We start from the raw sequence: 19,141 nt of genomic DNA on the forward strand, positions 1-19,141 counted from the left end.
ATCATGACCTTCAGTCCTGCCCACTAGACAGACTGAATCACCGATATCTCTGCGTCGCAACTGCTGACTTTTTCAACGAAATCGTCCCGAAGCGGACATCAGAACAACGGTGCTGCGCGCTGCAATCTGAACTTTATCAGGGAGCCCGAGTCGCGGCCGTTGTCACCGGGCAGTCAGACGCCACTGCCGGATGACGCCTTGAGAGTTGCCACTACAGGGGATCGGTCAATTGGACAGTGACAAAGCGTGAAAATTGGCGGCGCTATTTAGCAGCCTCCTTCATTAATATATGTTTGTAACATTTACAACCTTTCGGTATACTTCTAAACTTTCGCACTGGGCGGGCTCAAGGGGGATTGCATGAGGCTAATTAGTCGAAGGTCATTACTAACAGGCGCTGGCGCAGTCGCGATTTCGAGCTCCAAACTTTTGGCCATGAAAGACAGCGTTGGCACCTTGCAGCGCGCCTACGTTGCCAAGCCGCAAATCATTAAACAGGAATGTCCTGAATGGTGCTGGGCAGCCTCCACAGCAATGATCTTTGCGGCGCACGGACATCGTACCGATCAAAAGAAAATCGTAGCCAAAGTATTTGGCGGCCTCGCATGCAAACCCGCTGGAACGCCGCTCGCCATAGCGCAAGCACTCAGTGCGCCGTGGGTAGACGACAGCGGCCAGTCTTTCCAGGCGAGCATCAGCGCAGCCTACGATCCGACTGACGGCATTATGGCCATCAGTAATAACTTCATTATCAACGAACTGGCGAACGACCGACCCGTCTTGTACTGCAACACTCACCACGCAATGGTCATAGTCGATTTCAACTATGTTATGAGTCCAATGGGTCCGGCTCCCCAGCAAGTGGGCGTGCTCGATCCGTGGCCCGGCAGTCCGGACTACCATCCACTTTCTCAACCCGAAATGTACGGAATTAATATGGCGCCCGGCGGCCAGATGACGTTTCTGGCCGCGGTTGCTTTGTAACTGCGCATGCATGCTCGAATAGAACGAATAACATTTTGCATGGAGTCTAAGCGATGAGAAACGCACTAATCGCCTTAATACTCGTTGCGTCTACCACTTTTTCGTTAGCCGAAGACAGGGTACGGGTCGGCGACTGTTCGGTTATTGCAAGCTATCTCGAAGATCAGATCACTCCCGCTGATACGGACAATCCTTTTCGCTCAGAGGAGATTTGCTACAGGTGGCAGGTGAGGACCACTTGTAACGTTCAGATGCGTTTTGACTATCGTGTTAGAAAAATGCGCGGGGGCGATGTGTCAGTCAAAAGCGGTACTATCAGCAAGGGCTCGCTGAAGAGCTTTTGCGGCCCCGGCGGGGATAGCGAACGCTTCTTTGTGGAATAAGGATAGGAAGCATTAGTGAGCGTCACGAGACGGGCGATCTCCATATCGCCCACCTCGGCGAGGAATTTATATCCCAACAAACTAGTGCTGCTCATGAAATAGCAAACGACGCCGCATCTCAGGCCCGGCAGCCTGATGTATGGGTATTGTCTATAGAATGACGAGGACACGCTATGGAGCGTCGACAATTTCTGTCTGGCATGTGTATAGGCGCTACGATCGGTGTCTTCCCTTCGATGGCTCGCGCTGAAGCGACTTGTAGGACCTCAAATCAAACCGACATACGCATCATTGATGCCAGCAAGAATCTTACCAGATCCGCCAAGCGGGTAGCAGACGCCGGCGTCACTACAGTGATCCGGTTTTATACACGCCTCGAAAATTTGGATCACGGCCCTTATCAGAACGCAGTTCTATCCAAAGCGGAACTAAATGCGCTTGAAGACCAGAGGATCGCCGTCGCAACTGTATTCCAGTATTTTAGCGGCGGGAGTGGCCGAACTTTTCAAGAGCCCACCAAGAAAATTTATGACGTGCGCGACGCAGTGAAGAATGCTGACAACATGAAGCAGCCCGAAGGGAGCGCTATCTACTTTGGCGCGGATTTTGACCTAGCGAGCGGCGACCGTGAGAAAAATATTCTGGCGATAAAACAGTATTTTCAGTACGCGCAAAAAGAAGTAGCCAAATCTGGTCGCAAAATCGGTGTCTACGGCTGCGGAAAAACCTGCGAAATCCTCGCAGAAGAACAGTGGGATATGTACTATTGGCTTTCGGCTTCTGTCGCTTATTGGCGCACAGCAGAATTTTACAATTCAGGCAATTGGCATCTATTTCAAACCAAGACTGATCTAGCCCGCCCCTATGGTGAGATCGATACCAATGTACTCAATCCGAAATTCACGTCGTTCGGGCAATGGCGGAGCGACGGGAGCCTAGTGACGGAACCCGCCGCGGTCTCGAAACGGATCCTTGATGCCCGTCGTTTCGTGGCACCGAAGCGGATACAGTTGTTCTCAGATCCGCTAAATCCCGATCAAACACTGATTCCTCTGGAGGATGCGGAGCTTAGTCGCGCCAGCTTCGGGCGTTCCGTGAGAGTAATGTGCCAAGAGGGAGAAGCACTCGGAGTAAGCCTAGATGAGCAGATGCTTCGTGGCTTCTGCCGACCTGAAGCTCTCCGTTCCACTATCCCGAGTTTCGGTTAGTTATCTAACTTTTATTGCCGCTCGACGTTTTATGTTGATCGGATTTTCAAGGGCGCAAGCCTGGTCGGCCTTCCCGTTCAACAGCCGACTCGGGTTTTTCTCGTCATCAATCGTCCGGCAACGGCTTCGCCCCCGGTACCGGCTGATCGGGCGACATTTCAGATAAAAATCAATTTCTTGCGCTTTTACGGAAATCGTGATTGTCTATGCGTATCCCGCCTCATGCAGAGGGGCGTTGCGCGCGATCGTCACGACACGCGAGGTGGGGAGCGATGGCCGCGAGAGATCGCAGCGTCTTCGGTAACGAGGGCGCGGACGAACGATCTGTCGTGGACGTGAAGTCGCAGCGTCCTGACACCCCGATGCTGGTGTCCCGCGCAATGCGCAAGCGTTGCCGCGAATGGTGGCCAACAAGCCCGGTGCACCAGGGAGACTGCGTATAAGCGTGAAGACCATCGCGCAGGGAATGCCGGCGTGTTTCGGCTTTGCCTGTGGTACCTGCCGCCTGCATTCTTTTCGCAGGCGGGCCATGGGTGAGGCCTTCACCCGGCATTCCCTGCGCCCTCTGCATGAGTTGCGAGGGACGGACTGATCGCGGGACTCGGGCGTGCTACGCCGCGAGAATGCGATGACATGTCCCTCATCCGTTGGCTGTTTGAAACGTAAAATCCCGCCAGACCTTCTGCTGTCGTCCCGGACAAGCCGGCAGCGTTCGCCGGGACGACCGCGGTGTTGTTTATGGCTTTCGATATCTCACGACGATCACGACGCCTGCCGCGCCGCCGGCTTGCGCTCGACCGGGTGGATGTCGATGCCGCGCAGCCGTCCCAGCCGCAGCACGTCCATCGCGACGGTACGGCCGATGCGGTCGCGGTCGAGCACGCGGATCAGGTCGTCGACGCCGTTGATGTCGACGCCGTCGAGCTTGATCACGACGTCGCCGGGCAGCAGGCCGGCGCGGGCCGCGGGCCCGTCCGGCTCGATCTGCATCAACAGCGCGCCCATCTTGTTCTCGACGCCGGCGAGCAACGCATGTCGCCGCGGCACCGGCGCGGTCTGCCCGGACACGCCGATATAGGCGCGGCGGACGTAGCCGTGGCGGATGATCTCCGACAGCACGAACTGCGCGGTGTTGCTGGCGACCGCAAAGCAGATGCCCTGCGCGCCTTGGATGATGGCGGTGTTGATGCCGATCACCTCGGCGGCCGACGACACCAGCGCCCCGCCGGAATTGCCTGGGTTGAGCGCCGCATCGGTCTGGATGACGTCCTCGATCATGCGGCCCGAGACCGAGCGGATCGAGCGGCCGAGCGCCGAGACCACGCCAGCCGTCACCGTGGATTCGAAGCCGAGCGGATTGCCGATCGCGACCACGAGCTGGCCGCGGCGCAGGCTCTTGGAGTTGCCGAGCGCGGCGTAGCGCAGGTCGCGCGCGTGATTGGCGCGCAGCAAGGCGAGATCGGTGTCGGGATCGACGCCGAGCACCTGAGCGTCGGTGACGACGCCCTCGACGTCGCGCAGCCGGATGCTCTTGGAGGAGCCGACGACATGGCTGTTGGTCAGCACGAGACCGTCGGGCGAGATCACGATGCCCGAGCCGAGCCCGCCGCGCTCGGCGCGGGAGCCGGCGGTCGACCCAGCCCTGGGGCCGGTTTCGACGCGCACGACCGCAGGGCCGACCCGCTCGGTGACGTCGATGACGGCATTGGAATAGGCGTCCAGCAGCGCGCGGTCGTCGGCCGGCGCAGCATCAGACGCGCGCGCCGGCGACACCGCATCGCCGGCGAGATCGGAGGTAAAGTCCAACATGGCAAGATTTCCTTCGCCCGGTCAGATGGGTAGCAGCCGCCCCCCGCGCAAGGTGGCGATCCGGCGGCGCCGTTCCGCGCCGTCCTTGGCGAGACTCACGCGCGCTGTGATAGGACTACGGCCGGGTATTTGATGAATCTGATTGCGGGAGGAAGCATGCGGCTGCGAGACCGGCTGTTGTCGTTGTGTGGGGCCATGGTGCTGGGAGCCGACATGACCGGCGCATCGCTGGCGGCGAGCGCCACGGTGCGCAGCGGCGACACGATCCAGCTCGGCGACACGGTGTTCCGGCTCGACGGCATCGATGCGCCGGAGGTCGACCAGCTCTGCATCGACGATCACGCCGATTCCTGGAGCTGCGGCGTCGAGGCACGCGAGCAGCTTGGCAAGCTGATCGGCGGCCGCTCGGTGCGCTGCGACGATCTCGGCCCCGACAAGCCGCTCAAGACGCGCAGGATCGGCCTCTGCACCATCGACGGCGACAAGGTCAGCCTGAACCAACAGGTCGCGCGCGCGGGCTACGCCATGAGCGCGGATCCGGCGATCAAGTATCGCGCCAAGGACGATGTCGCCGCGGCCAAGGAGGCGGTGCGCGGGCTGTGGAAGGGATGTTTCGTCGCCCCAGCCGAGTTCCGCGCCGACAAGAAGGACGGCGCCCTGCTCGGCGCGGCCTGCCGCGCCGACCGCGACCGCGAGATCCGTGCGGTGCTCTTCCCGGACGCGCCGAGCGCGCCGCCGGGCTGCAGCATCAAGGGGAAGTTCGCGGTGCGCGCCCGCGTCACCGGCAACATCGGCATCTACCATCTGCAGGGCTGCCCGAGCTATCCGGCGACCACCGAGCCCGACCGCTGGTTCTGCTCGGAGGACGATGCACGCGCCGCCGGCTTCCGCCGTGCATTCAACTGCCGCGCGCCGAAGAAGTGAGATCGGACGGTCGACGAGCCGGCACGACGAAGCAATCGAGAGCTGTCGCGCGGCCCCTGGATTGCCGCAACGATGCTCAGTGCTGCATCTGCAGCAGCTGATCCATCGGCATCATGTTGTGGTTGAGGTTCGCCATGATCCACAGCGAGCCGCCGACGACGAGAAACACGATCAGCAGCCCGAAGGCCAGCGCCAGCACGTTGTTGGTGTTGTCGGGCCCGGTGGTGATGTGCAGGAAGAACACCAGGTGCACCCCCATCTGGGCGATCGCCAGGACGATGATCGCGACCGGGATCGACGGCTGCCAGACGAGGTCGGTGCCGGCGATGAAGAACGACGTCGCCGTCAGCAGGATCGCGAGACCGAGGCCCGCGACATAGAACAGGACGCGGGAACGCAGGCTGCCATGCTGCTGCTCGCCGGGCGCGAGATCGAATTCCGCGGGGGCTTGATCGGTCATGTCGCACTCCCGAGCAGATAGACCACGGAGAACACCGCGACCCAGATGATGTCGAGCGCGTGCCAGAACAGCGCGAAGCACAGGATGCGACGCTCGATATCGGCGCGGAAGCCCTTGGCGACCACCTGCGCCATCATGGTCAGCAGCCACAGGATGCCAGCCGCGACGTGCAGGCCATGGCAGCCGACAAGAGTGAAGAACGCCGACAGGAAGGCGCTGCGGCTCGGCCCGTCGCCGCGGCCGACGAGGTCGACGAACTCTCGGACCTCGAGCAGCAGGAAGCCGGCGCCGAGCAGGCCGGTGACGGCCATCGCGACCTGGAACCAGAGCTGGTTGTGGCGCTCGGCGGCAATGCTCGCCATGCCGCAGGTGAAGCTCGACAGCAGCAGCAAAGCGGTCTCGACCGCGACGTTGCGGACGTCGAACAGTTCGGCGCCGCCCGGACCGCCGGCGGTCGCACCCGACAGCACAGCGAAGCTCGCGAAGAAGCACGAGAACATCACGATGTCGGAGAGCAGGAATATCCAGAAGCCGAATCCGGTCACGATCCGTTTCGGCGCCGGCCCAGGATGCTCGGCGGCACGCAGTTGATGCGGATCGGCATAGGCAGGCGCCTGAGCGACGGTGGTCACCGACATCGGCCCACTCCCTTTGCGACGACTTCAGTGGGCATGCGCCGTTCCGCCTTCCGGCCGCGACTGGTTCTCGCTGAGCTGCGGTCCCGGCGCCGGAGGGATCTTCTGGCTGGCGATGTTGCCGAACAACTCGGGATCCGCGAGCCGGTAGGTCTTCGGGCGGGTCTCGACGGACTGCGCCGCGAGCTCCTTGTAGCCCGCCTCGTCGACCACCTGGCCGCTCCTGGCAGCATTCGTCACCCAGTTGGCGAAGTCGGGCTGCGAGACGACGTTGGTGTCGAACATCATGTCGGGAAAACCGTCGCCGCTGAAATGCGAGGCCAAGCCCTTGTAGGTCCCGACATGATCTCCGCGCAGGTTCAGCCGCGTGACCATGCCGTTCATGGTGTAGATCATGCCGCCGAGCTGCGGGATGAAGAAGGCCGTCATGACGCTGCCGGATGTCAGCTCGAAGCGCAGTGGCGCGCCGATCGGGACGGTCAGGCTGTTGACGGTGGCGATGCGCTGGTCGGGATAGATGAACAGCCACTTCCAGTCGAGCGACACCGCCTGGATGCGGATCGGAAGCCCAGTGCCGTCGACGGGCTTGCCCGGGTCGAGCTGGTGCGAGCCGATCCAGGCGACGCCGCCGAGCAGGATGACGGTGAGCGCGGGGATCGACCACACCACGAGCTCGACCGCGCCCGAATAGGCGAACTCCGGCCGGTAGCGCGCCCTGGTGTTGGAGCTCCGGAACCAGAACGCGAAAGCGAGCACCGCGATCGATGTCGGCACGATGATCGCCAGCATGATGATGACGGAATCGATCAGGATCGTCTGCTCGGCGGCGGCGATCGGCCCTTGCGGATCGAAGATGTTCATACGCTCATCCGGCATTCATCCGCGCTCCCAACCCACACCGGGTCGAGAGGTTCCTGCGCCGCAAAGATCCGCTCAGCGGCTCACGCGCCAGATCGTGCTGTTGCCGTCTTCGGAGATGAGCAGGCTGCCGTCGCGCGCCACGGTGACGCCGACCGGCCGGCCCCAGACTTCGCGATCGTTGACGACGAATCCGGTGACGAAATCCTCGTATTCGCCGGTGGGCACGCCGTCCTTGAGCCTGACCCGGATCACCTTGTAGCCGGTGCGCTTGGACCGGTTCCACGAGCCGTGCTCGGCAGCGAAGGCATCGCCGCGATACTCCGGCGGAAACAGATTGCCGTCGTAGAATGTCAGACCGAGCGAGGCCGAATGCGGCTGCAGCAGCACGTCGGGCACGGTGATCCTGCCCTTCAGGTCGGGGCGCTCGCCGGCATGGCGCGGGTCGGGGTTGTCGCCGATGTAGTACCAGGGCCAGCCATAGAAGCCGCCCTCCTTCACCCGCGTGACATAATCCGGCACCAGATCGTCGCCGAGCCCGTCGCGTTCGTTGGTCGAGCACCACGGCGTTCCGGTCGCGGGCTGGATGGCGAGGCCGACGCAGTTGCGGATGCCGGTGGCGAACAGGCTGCGGTTCTTGCCGTCGGGATCGAACGCCAGCACGCTGGCACGGTCGGCCTCCCCGCCCCAGGCCGCGCCGAGCGGGTGCGCCTTGATCCAGGCACTGACTCCGCCGGCTGGCTCTCCCAACGCTTCGCCGACATTGCCGGTGGAGCCGACCGACACCAGCATGCGCTTGTCGTCCCTGGTGAAGACGATATCGCGCGTCGAATGGCCGTAGCCAGCCGGCAGATCGGGCACGACGACCTGCAGCGGCCCCTGCGCCTTCATGTCGCCGGCTCGATAGGGAAAGCGCATGACGCGCTCGGTGCTCGCGACATAGATCCATTGCGGATCGCTGCTCGGGTAGAAGGCGATGCCGAAGGGATGGCCGAGACGGTCGGCGAAGATCTCGCTCGACGCGACCTTGCTGCCGTCCTCGCTCGGACGCAGCACGCGGACGCGCCCTGCCCGGGTCTCGGCAACGAAGATGTCGCCATTCGGCGCGGTGCGGAGGATGCGCGGCCCGCTCAGCCCCTCGGCAAACAGCGCGATCTTGAAACCGTCGATGACCTTCGGCACGGCGGAGGCCGGTCGGTGCATCACGCGGGAGACGTTGGCTGCGGACGCCGTCGCACCCGGTTTGGGCAGGTCTTCGGGACGGATCAGCCTGATTGTGCCAGGTGCATCACCCTGCCAACTGCCGAACGCGTCCTTGCCTTTCAGCACAACAGGTTCGGCTGCGGCGGCGGTCGCCGCCAGCGCGCTCAAGGTCGCCACGACAGCCGTGCTGATCAGTCTCGTCATGCGGTCCTCGCGCGTCTCGAACGGCCGGCAGTCTACCCCGGTCGAGGACCGGCGATCACGTGTCGCGGCGACGGGACGCGATCACGACAGCGCCCCGAGCACGCCGCGCGTCGCCTGGTCGATCTCCTCGACATAGCGGCGGCGCGCGAAGGACTCGGTCAGGAAGCCGATCACCTTGCGGCTGTTCTCCGATTCCAGCACCGCCAGCTCTTCGGCGCCGGAATCGTCGAAGATCTTCATCGCCGTCTTGACGTTCATTTCGGGCAACAGCGCGACGTCGAAATATTTGGCGAGCTCGACCACCTGGATCTCGTCGGCGATGGAGTCCAATTCGCCCGAGAACAGATCGGGCAAGGAGACCAGCCCGCAATAATCGTCGCTGTTGTTCACCACCACCACGGCCTGGCGCGTGCCCAGCGCGAACTCGCGCCGGCAGGCCGCGATGCTGGTCGTGGTCGGCACCTTGGCGACGTCGGAGCGCATCAGCCGCTCGACCGTGAGGTTGCGCAGCCAGCCGACGTCATTGGCGCTGCGGATGGTCTCGCCGCGCAGATGCAGGCGCCAGGTCGAGAACGAGTGGCCGAACAGGACGCGGACGCACACCGACGTCACGATGCAAGCGCCCAGCACGACGGCCGTGACGTCGACGCTGCGGGTCATCTCCAGCACCAGGAACGACATCGTCAGCGGCCCGCCGACGATGGCGACACCGAGCGTCGCCATGCCCGTGAGCATCGCCACCAGCGGGTCGATCGCGAGCCCGAGGCCGGCCAGCGCGAGCAGTCCCGCAAACAGCTTGCCGAGCAGGCTGCCGACGAACAGCGAGGCGAAGAACAGACCGCCGCGGAAGCCCGAGGCCAGCGAGATCAGGCAGGCGGCGAGCTTGAGCACGATGATGGTGGCGATCATGCCGACCGCCATCTCGCGATGCAGGTCGAGCAGCATTGCGCCGTGGCCTGCCGCCAGCACCTGCGGCGTCACGATCGCCATGGCGCCGACACAGACCCCGCCGATCACCGGGCGCAGCCACACCGGAATGCGGACGAACAGCCGCTCGACCGCCGGCGAGGCACGCATCACCACGATGCCGATGCCGGCGACGAGGAGCGCCAGCACGAACAGCGCGATGTATTGCTCGAAGCCGACCGCGCCGACCTTGGCGACCTCCAGCGAATACGGCGCGCCGGCGAGATATTGCGAGGTCAGCGCACCCGCCAGCGAGGCCGCCAGGATCGGCGCCGCGCTGCCGACGGAGTAGACGCCGACGATCAGCTCATAGGCATAGAACGCCCCCGTGATCGGCGCGCCGAAAGCGGCCGCAATGGCGGCGGCCGCACCGCAGCCGAGGATGAGGCGCATATCGTTGCGGCGGAGCGTGAGATACTGCCCAAGCAGCGAGGCGACGCCGGCACCGATCTGGGTGTAGCCGGCCTCGAGCCCGACCGACGCGCCGGAGCCGTTGGAGACCAGGGTCTGGCCGCTCACCACGATGCTGTCGCGCATCGACAGCCGTCCGCCGCGCAGCGCATTGGCCTCGACAGGGTCGACCGCGGCCGCAATCTTCCAGCGCCGCCGCAGCCATTCCATGATGCCGAGCGCAAGGCCGCCGCAGGCGGGCGCGATCAGGGCGACGGCCGGGTTGACCGAGGTATGAGCGCTGAGCCGGACATCGATCGGAATGCCGTAGATGACCACATGCGCGACCTGCGCGATCAGGCTCATCACCGTCACGATCGCACCCGTCGCAACGCCGATCACCAGCGCCAGCGGTATCAGGTAGAACTCGTTGCTGCGCAGCAGGGCCCGCAGCCGCGTGACCACCCGGTTCGAAGCCTTGCGATCGATGATATGCGACAGCGTCGACAGCACGGAGAGCCATTTCTTCTACGATGAGGCCTCGCCGTGGCAATAACCTGTCGCAACTAGCGGAACAAGCGCGAATTCCTGTCCGATCGAAACGTGGTTGACTGGTCCGGAAAGTGGAACCGCCGCGGCTCGCGCGATCCTGCGCCTCAACTGCGCGGCACCGCCGAGGTCACAAGCGGCCCAGGTGCAAAACAACGGCGCCCGCCACGGGAGACTCCGCAACGGGCGCGCGCAACTCAAATCGAGGAGATGTCCCGTTCAGATCCGCTCGATGATGATCGCGGGTGCCATGCCACCGGCCGCGCACATCGTGACCAGGCCGCGCTTGAGATCGCGCCGCTCGAGCTCGTCGAGCAGCGTCCCGATCAGGATGGAACCGGTGGCGCCGATCGGATGTCCCAGCGCGATCGAGCCGCCGTTCACATTGACCTTGGCGCGGTCGAGCTCGAGGTCGCGGATATACTTCTCGGCGACGACGGCGAACGCCTCGTTGATCTCGAACAGGTCGATGTCATCAAGCTTGAGCCCGGCCTTGGCCAGCACCTTGCGCGTCGCCGGCACCGGGGCGTTCAGCATCAGGGTCGGGTCGTCGCCCATATTGGCCATCGCCACGACGCGTGCACGCGGCTTCAGGCCATGGGCCTTGGCATAGGACGGCGACGCCAGCAGGATCGCCGCCGCACCGTCGACCACGCCCGAGGAGTTGCCGGCGTGATGCACGAATTCGATCTCGAGGCCGGGATAGCGCTGCAGGATCAGGTTGCGATACGTCGTACCCTTCTCGTCCAGCGCGTAGTCGGCGATCGCCGGAAACGCCGGCTTCAGCGCGGCCAGCGCCTCGGCCGTGGTCTGCGGCCGGGGGTATTCCTCGTGGTCGAGCGCGACGCTGCCGTCCTCGCGATGCACAGGCACCAGACTCTTCTTGAAATGGCCGGCAGCGATCGCAGCCGCCGCGCGCTTCTGGCTCTCCAGCCCGAGCGCGTCGACGTCGGCGCGGGTGATGCCTTCCATGGTGGCGATGGCATCGGCGCAGACGCCCTGATGCGACTGCGGATGCAGCGCGCGCAGATGCAGATTGCCGGCATCCATCATCAGCGGCCCCTCGCCGCGCCGACCGTCCATCGACATCATCTCGCAGCCGCCGGCGACGACGAGGTCCTCCTGCCCGGCCATGATCGAGGCCGCGGCGATGTTGATGCTGGTGATGCCGGAGCCGCAGAAGCGATCGAGCGTGACGCCCGAGGCGCGGATGTCGTAGCCGGCGTCGAGCGCCGACATGCGGCCGAGATCGCCGCTCTGCGGTCCGCGCTGCGACGAGCAGCCCCAGATGATGTCGTCGACATCGCCGGTATTGATGCCGGTGCGGTCGGCCAGCGCACGCAGCACGGTGGCGCCGAGATGCTGCGGGTGCAGCCCGGCGAGCGCGCCCTTGCCGGCCTTGCCAATACCGCGCGGCGTTCTGCAGGCATCGATGATGAGCGCGTCGACCATGGTGTTTCCTTTGCCCGAAGTTGTTGTGCGCTGACAGCGCGCGGCGTCTCGGCGGCCGCACGCCTCTCTTTGCTGTCGCATAGCATTGCGCATGCGGTCTTCACAACGGCGCTTGAAGCTGCCGGCGCATGACCAGAACGCACGCCATGGCTTTGACACAACTCACCTTTCCGCCGCACGAACAATTCCGCGGATCGGCGCGCTCGGGCTGCCTTCTCGCAGACTGGTTGAAGAGCAGCCCATCTCGCCCAGACGCGCTGCAACGCAGCTCGAACGGAGGGTCTCGGCAACGTTGGCAGTTGGACTGCAGAGCATTGTCCAACCCAGCGAACTGACCGTTCACCCAATGCTTCTTGTCATGCTGCAGAGGCTGCAAGATCCTCGATCAGGAACAACTGGGATCACAGCGATCCGCCGGCTCGGGAGCCGGACCCCCCATGATCACGACGCCACGTTGAGAGGTCGCCCGACCTCTCCTTCGTGGCGTGACGATAGCAAACACGAACGATGCCGGAGCCTGGCGGGCAGCGCCTGCCTGTGACCGCGGCCATCCCGAGGAGGACGCTCTGATGTTGAGACGAGACCTGCTGGCCACCATGGCCGGACTGGGAGCGGCGAGCGTGCTCGGAGGCCCTGCCCTCTCCGCCGACGAGGCCAAGATCCCCAGCATCGCCGGCCCGGATCCGGCACCGAAGACCCCGAGCTTCAGGGCGCCGCCGGGCAGCGTCGATACCCACACCCACATCTTCGGGCCGGCCGCGACCTATCCATTCTCGCCCACTCGCCCCTACACGCCGCCCGACGCATCGCTGGAGATGTTCCAGGCGCTGCACGCCAAGATCGGCGTCGAGCGCGCCGTCATCGTCAACGCCACCGTCCACGGCACCGACAATCGGGTCGTGACCGATGCGATCGCGCAGAGCAACGGCAACTACAAGGGCGTCGCCAACATCAACGCGGCGATGTCCGATGCCGACCTCGCGGCGCTCGGCAAGGCCGGCATCTGCGCCTGCCGGTTCGCCTTCCTCCGCCGCCTCGGCGGCGTCGGCGACATGAACGTCTTCCGCACCCTGGTGGACCGCGTCGCGGCGATCGGCTGGCACGTCGACGTTTATCTCGAGGCCGGGACGATCCAGGAATTCGTGCCGATCCTGAAGGCGCTGCCGGTCACCTATGTGATCGACCACATGGGCACGATCAGCGCTGCCAAGGGGATCGACGATGCCGGGTTCAAGGCGCTGCTCGACCTGCAGGCGAGCGACGACAAGTGCTGGATCAAGATCACCGGTCCCGAGCGCGCTTCGGCCTCCGGCCCCCCGTTCCACGACGCGGTCCCGTTCGCCCGCAAGCTGATCGACAACGCGCCGGATCGCGTCATCTGGGGCACCGACTGGCCGCATCCGAACGTCAAGATCATGCCCAATGACGGCGATCTGGTCGATCTGATCCCACTCTACGCCCCGGATCCGGCCATGCAGCGAAAGCTGCTTGTCAGCAATCCCGAACGGCTGTTCAAGTTCGAGCCCAAGAGCTGAGTCACCGCCAGCTGCGAATTCGCCCGTTCAGCGACAGGACCGATCATGACCGCCACGACCCTCACCGCCGACAGCAAGGCAGGCGCCCGCCGCGGCTGGTGGAAGGAGCTTTGGGTCCAGGTCATGATCGCGATGGCAGCGGGCATCCTGCTCGGCGCCGTCAAGCCGGATCTGGGCGCCCAGATGCAGCCGCTCGGCGATGCCTTCATCAAGGCGATCCGGATGCTGATCGCGCCGATCATCTTCTGCACCGTGGTCAACGGCATCGCCCACATGGCCGACATGGCCAAGGTCGGCCGCGTCGCGATCAAGGCGCTGATCTATTTCGAGGCGATCACGACGCTGGCGCTGATCATCGGCTTGACCGCGGTGAACCTGTTTCAGCCCGGCGTCGGCATGAACGTCGACCCGGCGACGATCAACTCCGCGACGATCGAGCCCTATGTCAAGCAGACCGCTGCGGTCGGCTTCGTGCCGTTCCTGCTCAACATCATTCCGCAGACCTTCGTTGGCGCCTTTGCCGAGGGCAATATCCTGCAGGTGCTGTTCATCTCGGTCATGTGCGGCTTTGCACTGATCTGGCTCGGCGACCGCGCCAAGCCGGTGACGGACGTGATCGATGTCGCCGGCCGGATGATCTTCGGTGTCGTTCGGATCGTGATGTGGGCAGCGCCGCTGGGCGCATTCGGCGCCATCGCCTTCACCGTCGGCAAGTTCGGCCTGGGCTCGCTGGCCAAGCTCGGCCTGCTGCTCGGCAGCTTCTATCTCACCTGCCTGATCTTCATCGCCGCCGTGCTCGGCCCGATTGCCGCCTTCACCGGCTTCAGCCTGTGGAAGCTGATCCGCTACATCAGGGACGAGGTGCTGGTCTGCATCGCCACCACGTCATCGGAGACCGTGCTGCCGCGCATGCTGGCGAAACTCGAAGCCGCTGGCTGCGAACGCAGCATCGTCGGTCTCGTCATCCCCACCGGCTATTCGTTCAATCTCGACGGCACCTGCCTCTACCTCGCGACCGCCGCGGTGTTTCTGGCGCAGGCGACCAACACGCATCTCGACATCAGCCACCAGATCGGGCTGGTGCTGATCCTGCTGGTGACGTCGAAGGGCGCGGCCGGCATCGCGGGCGCCGCCTTCGTCGTGCTGGCCGCCACGCTCGCCGCGACCGGTACGATTCCGGTCGCCAGCGTCGCGCTGGTGCTCGGCATCCATCGCCTGATGTCGCAGGGGCTGACGCCGACCAACCTGATAGGCAATGCAGTCGCCACCATCGTCATCGCGAAGTGGGAGAACGGCTTGGACGCGACATGCCTGCGCGAGGTGCTCGATGGCCGCAAGACGGCATCTGATACAAATTGACATCATCCCAGCAGTCCTGAAACGACCTCTGCCGCATTGATGCCGATCAAACGGCGCATGACCTAAAATTAATAGTTATCTCCTTCGTCTCGCTGCTGCGCTCAGCTAATGAAGCGCGGCGGACGACAGGTTGATATCCCGGCGTCGTCCAGCGAGAACGATCAGAAACGTTCACGGAGCAGACGCCTGCGGACAACGGTCCCGCATGATACCGCGTGCGAGACGATCAATCGGAGACGATCATGAACAAGCAGCTTCTGCTCAAACTTCACCGTTGGATCAGCCTCGTCTTTGCGCTGCCATTGCTTGTCATCATCGTGACCGGGCTGATCCTCTCCTTCGAGCCGATGGCGCAGGTCGCCGCCGTCAAGCCGCAAAGCGTCGATCCGGCGCGCGTGGTCGCGCTGATCAAGCAATACGATCCCGACGGCAAGGCACGCGGTCTGTCGATCGACGCCTCCACGCAGCATCTGACCTTGCAGGGGGCGCCGGGCGCCGAGGTCGACATGACAACCGGTGCCGCCGTCGAAAAGCCGGCGATGCCCAGCGTCTTCTCGTGGGCGCGCAGGACCCACGAGCATCTGATCGGAATCCCCGGCCTCACCCTGATCTCGACCATCGCCATGATCAGCATCATGATCATCGGCATTCTGATGGGACTGCCGCGGCTACGCAACACGCTGTCCGGCTGGCACAAGGGCACGGCCTGGTTCACGCTGCCGCTGATTTTGCTCAGCCCGCTCACCGGACTCTGCCTCGAGCTCGGCCTGACCTTCGCAGGCGGCACTCCTCCTGCCGCAGCCAAGCGCGTCTCGCTGCCTGACGCCGTCAGCATCGTCGCCAAGGACCACGACCTGTCGTCGGTGAACTCGATCGGCAATCGCGGCGGACGGATGATGGCGCGCATCATCGAGGGCGATGAGCTCAGGGCCTATGCCGTTACGTCCGACGGGCTCTCCGCGTTGCCGCGCAACTGGCCGCGCCTGCTGCATGAAGGCAACTGGTCTCTGATCGGCAGCGCGGCCAACGTTCTGATCTCGGTCGCGCTGTTCGCGCTGCTGGTCACTGGCCTGCTGATCTGGACGCAACGCCGGCTGCGGCGCCCGAGCCGCGTGCGCGACGTGCCGGCGAAGCCGGTGGTCGCATCCTCGATGCCATCCTGACCAGCGCTACGTTGCAGACGCCGGCTCGCACCGCGGGCCGGCTTCCAGCGCGATCTGCACGCGCTGCTTCGCTCGGGCCTGCCCTGGACAATGTGGGCGCGACGGCGCTTTTTCGATCATTGTGAGAAACGACGTAGCTGCCCGCCACCGCGGGAAGGGCAGCGGCGCGTTCTCGGCGTTCGTCTCGGAGCTGTCATGCCCGCGTCCCGATGCAGACGAGCGCCGGCGCCGCGCAGCGGTGCGCGAGACGTGAAGCTGTGAGCAAGCTCGCTTTGTCATCAACGTGACTTGACTAGGCCGGAACCGCCACGCATCGTCGGCGACAGAAAACGAAACGGTTTAGTTTTATGTCCGATGATGTCAAAATGTTTCATGCCTGTTTGGGGCTGGTCCCGAGATGCAGCGCGCTGCCCTTGCGGCTCGGCCTCCTCGGCTGCAGCATGCTGCTCGCGTCCTGCGCCGTCGGTCCGGACTTCATGTCTCCCGACGCGCCGGCCGCAACCGGTTATGTGGCCGAACGTCGGCTCGCCGCGACCGCCGGCGCCTCGACACCGGGCGGCAATGTGCAGAGCTTCGCGCCCGGAGGCGATCTGCCCGGCACTTGGTGGGCGCTGTTTCATTCCCGGCAGATCAACGCCTTCGTCGAGGAGGCGATTCGCAACCACCCGGACATCGAAGCCGCACAATTGGCGCTGCGTGCTGCGCGCGAGAACGCGCTATCGCAGCAGGGCGCGCTGTTTCCGCAGCTGAGCGCGAGCGGCTCGGCCGAGCGTACGCAGGCCTCCAGCACGCAGCAGGGACAATGGCCTGGTCAGACCTCGCTGTACACGCTCTATGGCACGTCGGTGAGCGTCAGCTACGCGCTCGACCTATGGGGCGGCACGCGTCGCCAGGTGGAGGCGCTGCAGGCGCAGGCCGACTACCAGGCCTTCAAGATGGAAGCGACGTATCTGTCGCTGACCGCCAATGTCGTCACCGCCGCGATCAGCGACGCCTCGTTGCGCGATCAGATTGCCGCGACGGAGGAGATCATCAAGGCGGAGACCGACCAGCTTGGCCGGATCCAACACCAGTTTGACGTCGGCGCCATCTCCAAATCCGACGTGCTGGCGCAGGAAGCAACGCTGGCGCAGGCCAAGGCGACCTTGGCGCCGCTGCAGAAGCAACTCGCACAGCAACGCAATCAACTGATGGCCTATCTCGGCCGGCTGCCGAGCCAGGATCGCGGCGAGCATGTGACCCTCGCGGAGCTGCGGCTGCCGCGCAAACTGCCGATGTCACTGCCCTCCTCGCTCGTCCGGCAGCGTCCCGACATCCGGCAGGCCGAGGCCACGCTGCACCAGGCCACAGCGACGGTCGGCGTCGGCGTCGCCAATCTGCTGCCGCAGGTGACGCTGTCGGGCAGCTACGGCGCAAGCGGACCGGGCCGGCTGTTCTCGCCGACGACCATCGTGTGGGATGCGGCCTCGAGCGTCAGCCAGAAGCTGCTCGACGGCGGCACGCTGTATCACACCAAGGAGGCGGACGTCGCCACCTTCGAGCAGGATCTGTCGCTCTACAAGAGCACCGTCATCACGGCGTTCCAGAATGTCGCGGATTCGCTGCGCGCCATCCAGTACGACGCCGAGGCGCTGAAGGCCCAGGCCGCCGCCGAGAAGGCCACCGCCGACAGTCTCGCCATGGCGGTCGAGCAGTTCAGGAGCGGCGCGGTGCCCTACGCCAACGTCATCAACGCGCAGCAATCCTATCTCAACGCACGCGTCTCCCGCATCAAGTCGCAGGCCACGCGCTTCACCGACACCGCGGCGCTGTTCCAGGCGCTCGGCGGCGGCTGGTGGAATCGCCAGGACGAGACCCCGGCGGCGCTGCCGCGTGCCAATCCCGGTTATTTCGCCGGTCCCAATCGTACGACCCAGGAAGCAATGTAATGAAGAAACGCATGACGATCATGCTGGCCGCCATGGCGGTGCTGTTCGGCGGCCTGTACGGCTTTCAGACCTTCAAGGGCATCATGATCGCCAAGGCGATCGGCGCCATGGCCAACCCGCCGCAGACGATCTCGACGGTCGTTGCAGCGACCGCAGCATGGCGCTCCAACCTCACCGCGGTCGGCTCGCTGCGCGCCGTCAACGGCGCCGATCTGGCGCTGCAGGCTGCAGGCATCGTGCAGGGCATCCAGTTCAATTCGGGCGACACCGTCGAAGCCGGCCAGCAATTGCTGCAGCTGGTCGCGACCGATGACGTCGCCAAGCTGCAGTCGCTGCAGGCGACTGCCGAGAACTATGCCATCGTCGTCAAGCGCGACGAGGAGCAGATCAAGTTCAACGCGGTCAGCCAGGCCACGCTCGACAGCGATCGCGCCAACCTCAAGAACGCGCAGGCCCTGGTCACGCAGCAGAAGGCGATCGTCGAGCAGAAGACGCTGAAGGCGCCGTTCGCCGGCCGGCTCGGCATCCGCGCCGTCGATCTCGGGCAGTATCTCGGCGCCGGCACCACCATCGTCACCCTGCAGAGCCTCGATCCGATCTTCGTCGATTTCTACCTGCCGCAGCAGTCGCTCGCCGACATTCGGATCGGCCAGGACGTCGGAATCGCCGTCGACGCCTATCCCGGCGAACGCTTCACCGGTCAGATCTCCGCGATCAACGCCAAGGTCGATTCGACGAGCCGCAACGTCCAGATTCGCGCCACCCTGCACAACGATGCGACGCGGTTGCTGCCGGGCATGTTCGCCAAGGTCGAGATCGCGACCGGCAAGCCCGAACAGCTCGTCACGCTGCCGCTGACAGCGATCGTCAGCAATCCCTATGGCGATCTCGTCTACGTGGTCGACGATCTCAAGGACGGCGAGGGCAAGGCGCGGCAGACGTTCGTGAAGAGCAAGCCGGCCAAGGGCGACCGGATCGCGATCACCGACGGCATCAAGCCGGGCGAGACGGTGGTGATCGCGGGACAGATCAAGCTGCGCAACGGCAGCCCGGTGAGAATCGACAATTCGCACGTGCCGGTCGCGGAAGCCGCGCCGGATGTCGTCGACCAATAATCCGGCCAGCCCGTAC

Annotated in this window: 15 protein-coding genes; 8 read left to right on the forward strand and 7 right to left on the reverse strand. The window is 64.4% G+C overall.

Annotated features, from left to right (window positions below; all coding sequences use genetic code 11):
• The first annotated feature begins 435 nt into the window (after positions 1 to 435).
• Entirely contained in the window at positions 436 to 984 is a 549-nt protein-coding gene (locus ACQR13_RS24130) for a hypothetical protein (RefSeq protein ID WP_315751958.1), read from the forward strand.
• 556 nt (positions 985 to 1,540) lie between these two features.
• Positions 1,541 to 2,575, forward strand: a complete 1,035-nt coding sequence (locus tag ACQR13_RS24135) for a glycoside hydrolase domain-containing protein (protein ID WP_315751959.1) — start codon at positions 1,541 to 1,543, stop codon at positions 2,573 to 2,575.
• Between the two features lie 762 nt (positions 2,576 to 3,337).
• On the opposite strand, the gene ACQR13_RS24140 is transcribed toward ACQR13_RS24135, so the two are convergent.
• Positions 3,338 to 4,384, reverse strand: a complete 1,047-nt coding sequence (locus ACQR13_RS24140) for a S1C family serine protease (RefSeq protein ID WP_315826437.1) — start codon at positions 4,382 to 4,384, stop codon at positions 3,338 to 3,340.
• 156 nt (positions 4,385 to 4,540) lie between these two features.
• Here ACQR13_RS24140 and ACQR13_RS24145 point away from each other — a divergent pair, with 156 nt between their 5' ends.
• Entirely contained in the window at positions 4,541 to 5,308 is a 768-nt protein-coding gene (locus ACQR13_RS24145; RefSeq protein WP_409999226.1) for a thermonuclease family protein, read from the forward strand.
• A 76-nt stretch (positions 5,309 to 5,384) separates the two neighbouring features.
• Here the strand turns inward: ACQR13_RS24145 and cyoD are convergent, their stop codons facing one another.
• The 6 genes from cyoD to ACQR13_RS24175 all read right to left on the reverse strand — a co-directional run bounded on the left by cyoD (position 5,385) and on the right by ACQR13_RS24175 (position 12,025).
• Positions 5,385 to 5,768 (reverse strand): cytochrome o ubiquinol oxidase subunit IV, encoded by a 384-nt coding sequence (gene cyoD / locus ACQR13_RS24150; protein WP_315715673.1) that lies wholly within the window; start codon positions 5,766 to 5,768, stop codon positions 5,385 to 5,387.
• A complete protein-coding gene (gene cyoC, locus ACQR13_RS24155) occupies positions 5,765 to 6,406 on the reverse strand; it encodes a cytochrome o ubiquinol oxidase subunit III (protein WP_315715672.1) in 642 nt (213 codons plus the stop codon). Before cyoC ends, cyoD begins: the two co-directional genes overlap by 4 nt.
• A gap of 24 nt (positions 6,407 to 6,430) precedes the next feature.
• Positions 6,431 to 7,264 (reverse strand): cytochrome ubiquinol oxidase subunit II, encoded by an 834-nt coding sequence (locus ACQR13_RS24160; protein ID WP_316202541.1) that lies wholly within the window; start codon positions 7,262 to 7,264, stop codon positions 6,431 to 6,433.
• A gap of 72 nt (positions 7,265 to 7,336) precedes the next feature.
• Positions 7,337 to 8,668: a PQQ-dependent sugar dehydrogenase gene (locus ACQR13_RS24165; protein WP_316202537.1), complete on the reverse strand. Its 1,332-nt coding sequence runs from the start codon at positions 8,666 to 8,668 to the stop codon at positions 7,337 to 7,339.
• Positions 8,669 to 8,749: 81 nt separating this feature from the next.
• The gene (locus tag ACQR13_RS24170; protein ID WP_315826439.1) at positions 8,750 to 10,537 is read right to left on the reverse strand and encodes a chloride channel protein; all 1,788 of its coding nucleotides are present in this window, start codon (positions 10,535 to 10,537) and stop codon (positions 8,750 to 8,752) included.
• A 255-nt stretch (positions 10,538 to 10,792) separates the two neighbouring features.
• Entirely contained in the window at positions 10,793 to 12,025 is a 1,233-nt protein-coding gene (locus ACQR13_RS24175) for an acetyl-CoA C-acetyltransferase (RefSeq protein WP_316202536.1), read from the reverse strand.
• Positions 12,026 to 12,594: 569 nt separating this feature from the next.
• Here ACQR13_RS24175 and ACQR13_RS24180 point away from each other — a divergent pair.
• The 5 genes from ACQR13_RS24180 (at position 12,595) to ACQR13_RS24200 (ending at position 19,125) form a co-directional block, all read left to right on the forward strand.
• Positions 12,595 to 13,560: an amidohydrolase family protein gene (locus ACQR13_RS24180; RefSeq protein WP_315715668.1), complete on the forward strand. Its 966-nt coding sequence runs from the start codon at positions 12,595 to 12,597 to the stop codon at positions 13,558 to 13,560.
• A 45-nt stretch (positions 13,561 to 13,605) separates the two neighbouring features.
• Positions 13,606 to 14,919 (forward strand): C4-dicarboxylate transporter DctA, encoded by a 1,314-nt coding sequence (gene dctA / locus ACQR13_RS24185; RefSeq protein ID WP_434863305.1) that lies wholly within the window; start codon positions 13,606 to 13,608, stop codon positions 14,917 to 14,919.
• A gap of 242 nt (positions 14,920 to 15,161) precedes the next feature.
• Positions 15,162 to 16,082, forward strand: a complete 921-nt coding sequence (locus tag ACQR13_RS24190; protein WP_315715666.1) for a PepSY-associated TM helix domain-containing protein — start codon at positions 15,162 to 15,164, stop codon at positions 16,080 to 16,082.
• A 365-nt stretch (positions 16,083 to 16,447) separates the two neighbouring features.
• Positions 16,448 to 18,010: an efflux transporter outer membrane subunit gene (locus ACQR13_RS24195; RefSeq protein WP_316170642.1), complete on the forward strand. Its 1,563-nt coding sequence runs from the start codon at positions 16,448 to 16,450 to the stop codon at positions 18,008 to 18,010.
• A complete protein-coding gene (locus tag ACQR13_RS24200) occupies positions 18,010 to 19,125 on the forward strand; it encodes an efflux RND transporter periplasmic adaptor subunit (RefSeq protein WP_316170643.1) in 1,116 nt (371 codons plus the stop codon). The genes ACQR13_RS24195 and ACQR13_RS24200 overlap by 1 nt, the downstream gene beginning before the upstream one ends.
• Positions 19,126 to 19,141 lie beyond the last annotated feature (16 nt).

This window comes from Bradyrhizobium sp. HKCCYLRH3059, assembly GCF_051168035.1.
GTDB lineage: Bacteria > Pseudomonadota > Alphaproteobacteria > Rhizobiales > Xanthobacteraceae > Bradyrhizobium.